We start from the raw sequence: 5,041 nt of genomic DNA on the forward strand, positions 1-5,041 counted from the left end.
TCAGGGCCGCCGAGCAACCCTGCTGCCCTGGGATCCGCTGCAGGGCAGTCCTGCCCTGGCCATCGCGAGGGTCGACATGGGCGGCAGGGACACGCGAATCCTGATGGCAGTGGCCCTGAGCCAGAGCACCCTGCGGAGCATCGCTGAGCGGGACGGCCACTGGCAGGACGAGGCCAGCTGGGATCCCGAACGCCAGCGGGTCCGCGCCGAACGCCAACTCAAACTGGGAGCGTTGGTGGTGCGCCGCACGCCACAGCCTTCACCAGCCGCAGCGCTGTGCCGGACCCTGCTGATCGAGCAGCTGAAGAAGGATGCCAGCCTTGATGTCCTGCCCTGGACGGACAGCAGCCATCAGCTGCGCCAACGGCTGGCATGGATGCACCAACAGGTGGGCGCCCCCTGGCCGAATCGTGAGCTAACCACGCTGCTGGAACAGGCTGACACCTGGCTTGGACCAAGCCTGGAGGGCTGCCTGGGCTGGAGCGACATCAGCGCGACAGCCTTGGAAGAGGCACTCTGGGGCGATCTGGACTGGAACTTCAGGCAACAGCTGGATGGCCTGCTGCCGCGCCGCATCCCGATCCCCTCCGGCCGGCAAGCCGCGCTGCTCTACACCGCCGACGAGGTGATCCTCTCCGTGAAATTGCAGGAGATGTTCGGATCTGACGACGGCCACCACGTGCTGAATGGCCGTATCCCCGTCACGCTGGAACTGCTCTCACCAGCCGGACGTCCCCTGCAACGCACCCGCGCCCTCAAAGACTTCTGGGAAGGCAGTTACCAGGAGGTGCGCCGGGAAATGCGAGGGCGCTACCCCAAGCACGCCTGGCCCGAGAATCCCCGCCAGGCGCTGCCGACGGCCCGAACCAAACGCCGGTCGAGCGGCCAGCGACCCTGACCAGGGAAAGCCCGGCGCGTAGCCGTTAACACACTCAACAAAACTCCAACCTTTGTTATATTGACTTACAACCAATTGGTTCAACCCATGTCTGACAACGCACGCTTCGGCTTCGTCAACTTCGCTGAGACCTGGAACGGTCGTCTGGCCATGCTGGGCATCGTGATCGGCCTCGGCACCGAGCTCCTCACCGGCCAGGGCATCCTGTCCCAGATCGGCCTCGGCTGATTTCCGCTCCGCGGATTCAAAAAACCCCTCGGCTTGCCGAGGGGTTTTTTTGTTGCCTTTCCACCAACCACCGCTGATGCAGCACAGTGGGGATGATTCCACCGAGGCAGTCGTTGTCACCGCTTTACGTTCAGAACAAACGTGATGGATCAAGGCTGCTCAGCAGCGCCTTGGTGATCTGCACGATTGGTGCCACCCAGATCCACCAGCACTGGGGCGTTCTGCTGACCAGCATCTCGGCCGTTGTCTGCATTTACTGGGGTTACGCCTACAGCCGCCTTGAACGTTGATCGTCTTCCGACCTATTCCGTTGCTGAGCTGAACACAGCCATCGGAAGCCTGCTGGAACGCGGCTTTGCGCCGAGTTTTTTACTGGAGGCCACGGTCTCCCGGCCTCAACTCAAAAAGAGCCACCTCTGGCTCACCCTCACCGACGGCTCCGCCAGCATTTCCGGTGTGGTGTGGGCTTCGAAGCTGGCCCAATTGAGCTATCAACCCAAGGACGGTGACGGCGTCACCGTGGTGGGCAAACTCAATTTCTGGGCAGCGCGGGCCAGCCTCACCGTTCAGGCGTTGGACATCCGGCCCAGCCTCAGCACGGTGCTGCGCGAGTTTGAACGGGTGCGGCAACTGTTGGAAGAGGAGGGGGTGATCGACCCCAGCCATCAGAGGCCGCTTCCGCGCCAACCCGCCTCCATCGTGGTGCTTACCAGCGTGCCCAGTTCCGCCCTGGCCGACATGCTCCGCACCGCGGCGGAACGCTGGCCCCTGACGCAGCTGATTGTGGTGCCGATTCCGGTGCAGGGTTCCGTGGCCTCGACGATCATCAGCACTCTGGAAGCCTTGGCCGAACGCACTGCCGAGCTAGGTCTTCAAGCTTTGGTGCTTGCCCGCGGCGGTGGTAGCCGGGAAGACCTGGCGGTGTTCGACAACGAAGCGCTTTGCCGCCTCCTGGCGCACTACCCCATACCGGTGGTGACAGGCCTGGGCCATGAGGATGATCTCACCGTTGCCGATCTGGTGGCAGACCATCGCGCAGCCACGCCCACGGCGGCGATCGTGGCACTGCTGCCCGACGGCGAGGCGGAACGCCAGGGACTTGCGCAACGGCAAAGCCGGTTGAAAGACGCGCTGCTGGGGAGAATCCTTCGCGAGCGTCAGCACCTCCAGGATCGGGACGTTGCCCTACAGCAACAGTCTCCATTGGAGAAAATCAGACGCCAACGCCAGGAACTTGCCCAAAAGCACCAATTGCTCAAAGCGCTTTCACCGGAACGCTGGCTGAAACGCGGTTTGGCCTTGATCAGCAACAACGCCGGCGATCCCATTTCAGGCCTGAAATCCGTCAAGATCGGTGATCAGCTCAACATTCGAATGAGCGACGGAGGCCTTGAGGCCCGGGTCGGTCAGATTCAGCGCAGTGCACCCAACACCACCTCCTGATGAGCAAGCGCCAAGTCAACAAAGAGCACCGTGATCGCATCGCAGCGTGGCGAAACGAAGCCGAAGGACTGAGCTACGAAGAAGCCATGCAGGCTCTAGATCTGCTGCTTGCTGAGCTGCAGAACGACAGTGTCCCCTTGGCGGAATTACAGCAAAAAGTTCTCCACGGCGAGGTTTATCTGAGCCGTTGCCAGACCCTGCTCGACAGCGTCGAACAGTCGATTGTCGAACTCGATCCCACAACCCCCAAAGCTACGAACGATGCGTAAAGCTCTGCCTTGGATCTATCTGCTTCTGGCTGTATTGGGAGCGATCCTGCCCTGGAAGGCCAACCTGGAGTTCATCGCTGAAGGGGGTGGACAGGCCTTTGATTTGACACGATTTATCGCCGATGCCAGCAGCACAGCCGCCTCACGCTCCTTGAGCGCTGACCTGCTGGTAGGAGCCAGTGCCGTCACACTATGGATCTGTGTGGAAGGGCCACGTCAGAAGATCAAAGGCTGGTGGCTGGCCATCCCCTTGAGTTTTGGCGTGGCCTTTGCCTGCGCTGCTCCATTTTTCTTGTTCCTGCGAGAACGGCAGCTGCAGGCTCAGGACTCGGAATCCACGTCCTGAGCGACCACATCAATGGTGAGATCACTGGCAGGTGTGGACGGTGCTGCAGAACTGGCCGGAGTGTCTCCCGCATTGGCATAGGGAGTGCCACAGACCGCACAGACTGCAGCCCCCTTCAAACCGGTAGCACCGCAGGCGGTACAGCTGATCATCCTCGATTGCAAAATCTTCCAACCAATCCAGCCAAACCCCGAGAGGATCAAGGGAAGCGCCAAAAGAGCCAGAAGCACACCACCGGCGAGATCAAGCAAGAGACGACCGGCAGCGGTTGGCACCAGCAGCAGCAAAACAGCTGCAATCCAAAACACTGCTAGTGGTCGGTTCATTGAATTCAACGGAGAAAGTCCGTTGAATCAGCTTCGCAGAGTTGAATCAAAGTTCAAGGCGTCACGCTGTTCGGTTCCCCGAGCCGAGCTTTCGCAAAACGAACTGATGCTAATTCCACACTTAAACACTGGCCAAAATAAAGAATCACACCCACCAACCAAACCCAAAGCGTCAAGACCAAAACACCACCGATCACGCCATAGGCCTGATAGCGATTACCCAGGGAAACAATACTCAGGCTCAGAATTTTGTTGAGGAAAGCGAGACCGAATCCAATCAATAGTGCACCAGGAATGAGAGGAACTGCAGGAATACGACGGCTGGGCAACACCACCTGAAGCAGCCAGGCCATCAAGGATAAGATCAAGGCGGGAACAAGAATTCGCCCGAGAGGAAGAATGGGACTAGAGCGCACAAACCCTATAAAACCTGGAATAAATTCATCCAAAATACCAACAATGTCCTCTGGCAGCTGCCCGATGCTGAGCACCAACTGCTGGAAAATAATCAAAATAGATATAGCAAAAACTGTCAAAAAAGCTTCGACACGCGTTCTACAAAACTGCCCAACTTGTTGCCACCAAGACAAACCGATTGATGGCTCAGGCAGAATCTCAGACCACAGCCGATCAGCGCCGCGCTGGAGCGTTAAGTAAGCGTTACTAGCTGTGAGAAGTAAAACAAGAATACCGAGAATTCCTGCCCCAAAATTTTGATCCACCAAGCCACGCAAGGTGGAATCCACCAGGCTGGTTGCTGATGGCGGCAAGACCTGCGTCACCGAGGCCAACACATTGTCCATACTGTCCGTTCTGCCAAACACCCGTGCAGCGACAGATAACGCGATTAAAAGCAGCGGAAAGAACGACTGAAGAACGAAATACGCAAAAGCAGCACTTAAATCAACACATTCAGCGTTATTCCAACGCTGACAGGCCTGCCAAATCTGCCCACTTAATCGTCGAACAAGTGAACGTCTTGGCACAGATGGGCACGAAAGACTACTAAAATTTTACAACAAAAAAGCCACCCTAATATGAGGTGGCTTTTTTGCAAATGTTGCTGCTGAAGTAATCAGTAGCAGCACCTTATTGAGAGAATGTTTTACCTGGCATCGAGCTATTTTCTCAAGGGGCTACCCCCCAAATATCGTCGCCGCTGATGCGTTTCACAACCGAGTTCGGGATGGATCGGAGTGGGACCACACCGCCATGGACACCAGGATAGTTAAATATTCTCAAGGGTTGAACCCTGAGAACTGCATAGGATCTGCAACTAACGCTGCACGTCTGAATCAAACAAAGAAATGAGTCTTCAGGCAAGAACCAAAATGTTGGTCAAGCCCTCGGTCTATTAGTACTCCTCTGCTGCATCCATTACTGGACTTCTACATAGAGCCTATCAACGGGTGTTCTTCCCGTGACCTTACTGGGTTACCCCATGGGAACACTCATCTTGAGGTGGGCTTCCCACTTAGATGCTTTCAGCGGTTATCCACTCCGCACATGGCTACCCAGCGTTTACCGTTGG

General features: G+C 57.3%; 8 protein-coding genes and 2 rRNA genes. 6 read left to right on the plus strand and 4 right to left on the minus strand.

Annotated elements, in window-relative coordinates; translation table 11 throughout:
* The 6 genes from ACGVJ8_RS07180 to ACGVJ8_RS07205 all read left to right on the plus strand — a co-directional run.
* Positions 1–898: ATP-dependent helicase C-terminal domain-containing protein (locus ACGVJ8_RS07180; protein ID WP_392346759.1), on the plus strand; the 898-nt coding region annotated here is incomplete at its 5' end.
* An 87-nt stretch (positions 899–985) separates the two neighbouring features.
* Positions 986–1,126 carry a chlorophyll a/b-binding protein gene (locus ACGVJ8_RS07185; protein ID WP_011365253.1) on the plus strand — a complete coding sequence of 47 codons (141 nt, stop codon included), beginning with the start codon at positions 986–988 and terminating at the stop codon, positions 1,124–1,126.
* Positions 1,127–1,218: 92 nt separating this feature from the next.
* Positions 1,219–1,416: a hypothetical protein gene (locus ACGVJ8_RS07190; RefSeq protein WP_392346761.1), complete on the plus strand. Its 198-nt coding sequence runs from the start codon at positions 1,219–1,221 to the stop codon at positions 1,414–1,416.
* Positions 1,406–2,569, plus strand: a complete 1,164-nt coding sequence (gene xseA / locus ACGVJ8_RS07195) for an exodeoxyribonuclease VII large subunit (RefSeq protein ID WP_392346763.1) — start codon at positions 1,406–1,408, stop codon at positions 2,567–2,569. Before ACGVJ8_RS07190 ends, xseA begins: the two co-directional genes overlap by 11 nt.
* The gene (gene xseB, locus ACGVJ8_RS07200; protein ID WP_392346765.1) at positions 2,569–2,838 is read left to right on the plus strand and encodes an exodeoxyribonuclease VII small subunit; all 270 of its coding nucleotides are present in this window, start codon (positions 2,569–2,571) and stop codon (positions 2,836–2,838) included. Before xseA ends, xseB begins: the two co-directional genes overlap by 1 nt.
* Positions 2,831–3,184 carry a DUF2834 domain-containing protein gene (locus tag ACGVJ8_RS07205; RefSeq protein ID WP_392346767.1) on the plus strand — a complete coding sequence of 118 codons (354 nt, stop codon included), beginning with the start codon at positions 2,831–2,833 and terminating at the stop codon, positions 3,182–3,184. Before xseB ends, ACGVJ8_RS07205 begins: the two co-directional genes overlap by 8 nt.
* On the opposite strand, the gene ACGVJ8_RS07210 is transcribed toward ACGVJ8_RS07205, so the two are convergent.
* The 4 genes from ACGVJ8_RS07210 to ACGVJ8_RS07225 all read right to left on the minus strand — a co-directional run.
* On the minus strand, positions 3,160–3,510 hold the full coding sequence (locus ACGVJ8_RS07210) for a hypothetical protein (RefSeq protein ID WP_392346769.1): 351 nt from the start codon (positions 3,508–3,510) through the stop codon (positions 3,160–3,162). The two genes, ACGVJ8_RS07205 and ACGVJ8_RS07210, sit on opposite strands and share 25 nt — an antisense overlap.
* A 53-nt stretch (positions 3,511–3,563) precedes the next feature.
* A complete protein-coding gene (locus ACGVJ8_RS07215) occupies positions 3,564–4,496 on the minus strand; it encodes a YihY/virulence factor BrkB family protein (protein WP_392346770.1) in 933 nt (310 codons plus the stop codon).
* Positions 4,497–4,617: 121 nt separating this feature from the next.
* Positions 4,618–4,734: ribosomal RNA gene (rrf, locus tag ACGVJ8_RS07220) — 5S ribosomal RNA — on the minus strand.
* Between the two features lie 110 nt (positions 4,735–4,844).
* Positions 4,845–5,041, minus strand: a 23S ribosomal RNA gene (locus tag ACGVJ8_RS07225); the annotation flags it as partial.

This window comes from Parasynechococcus sp., assembly GCF_042954245.1.
Taxonomy (GTDB): domain Bacteria; phylum Cyanobacteriota; class Cyanobacteriia; order PCC-6307; family Cyanobiaceae; genus Parasynechococcus.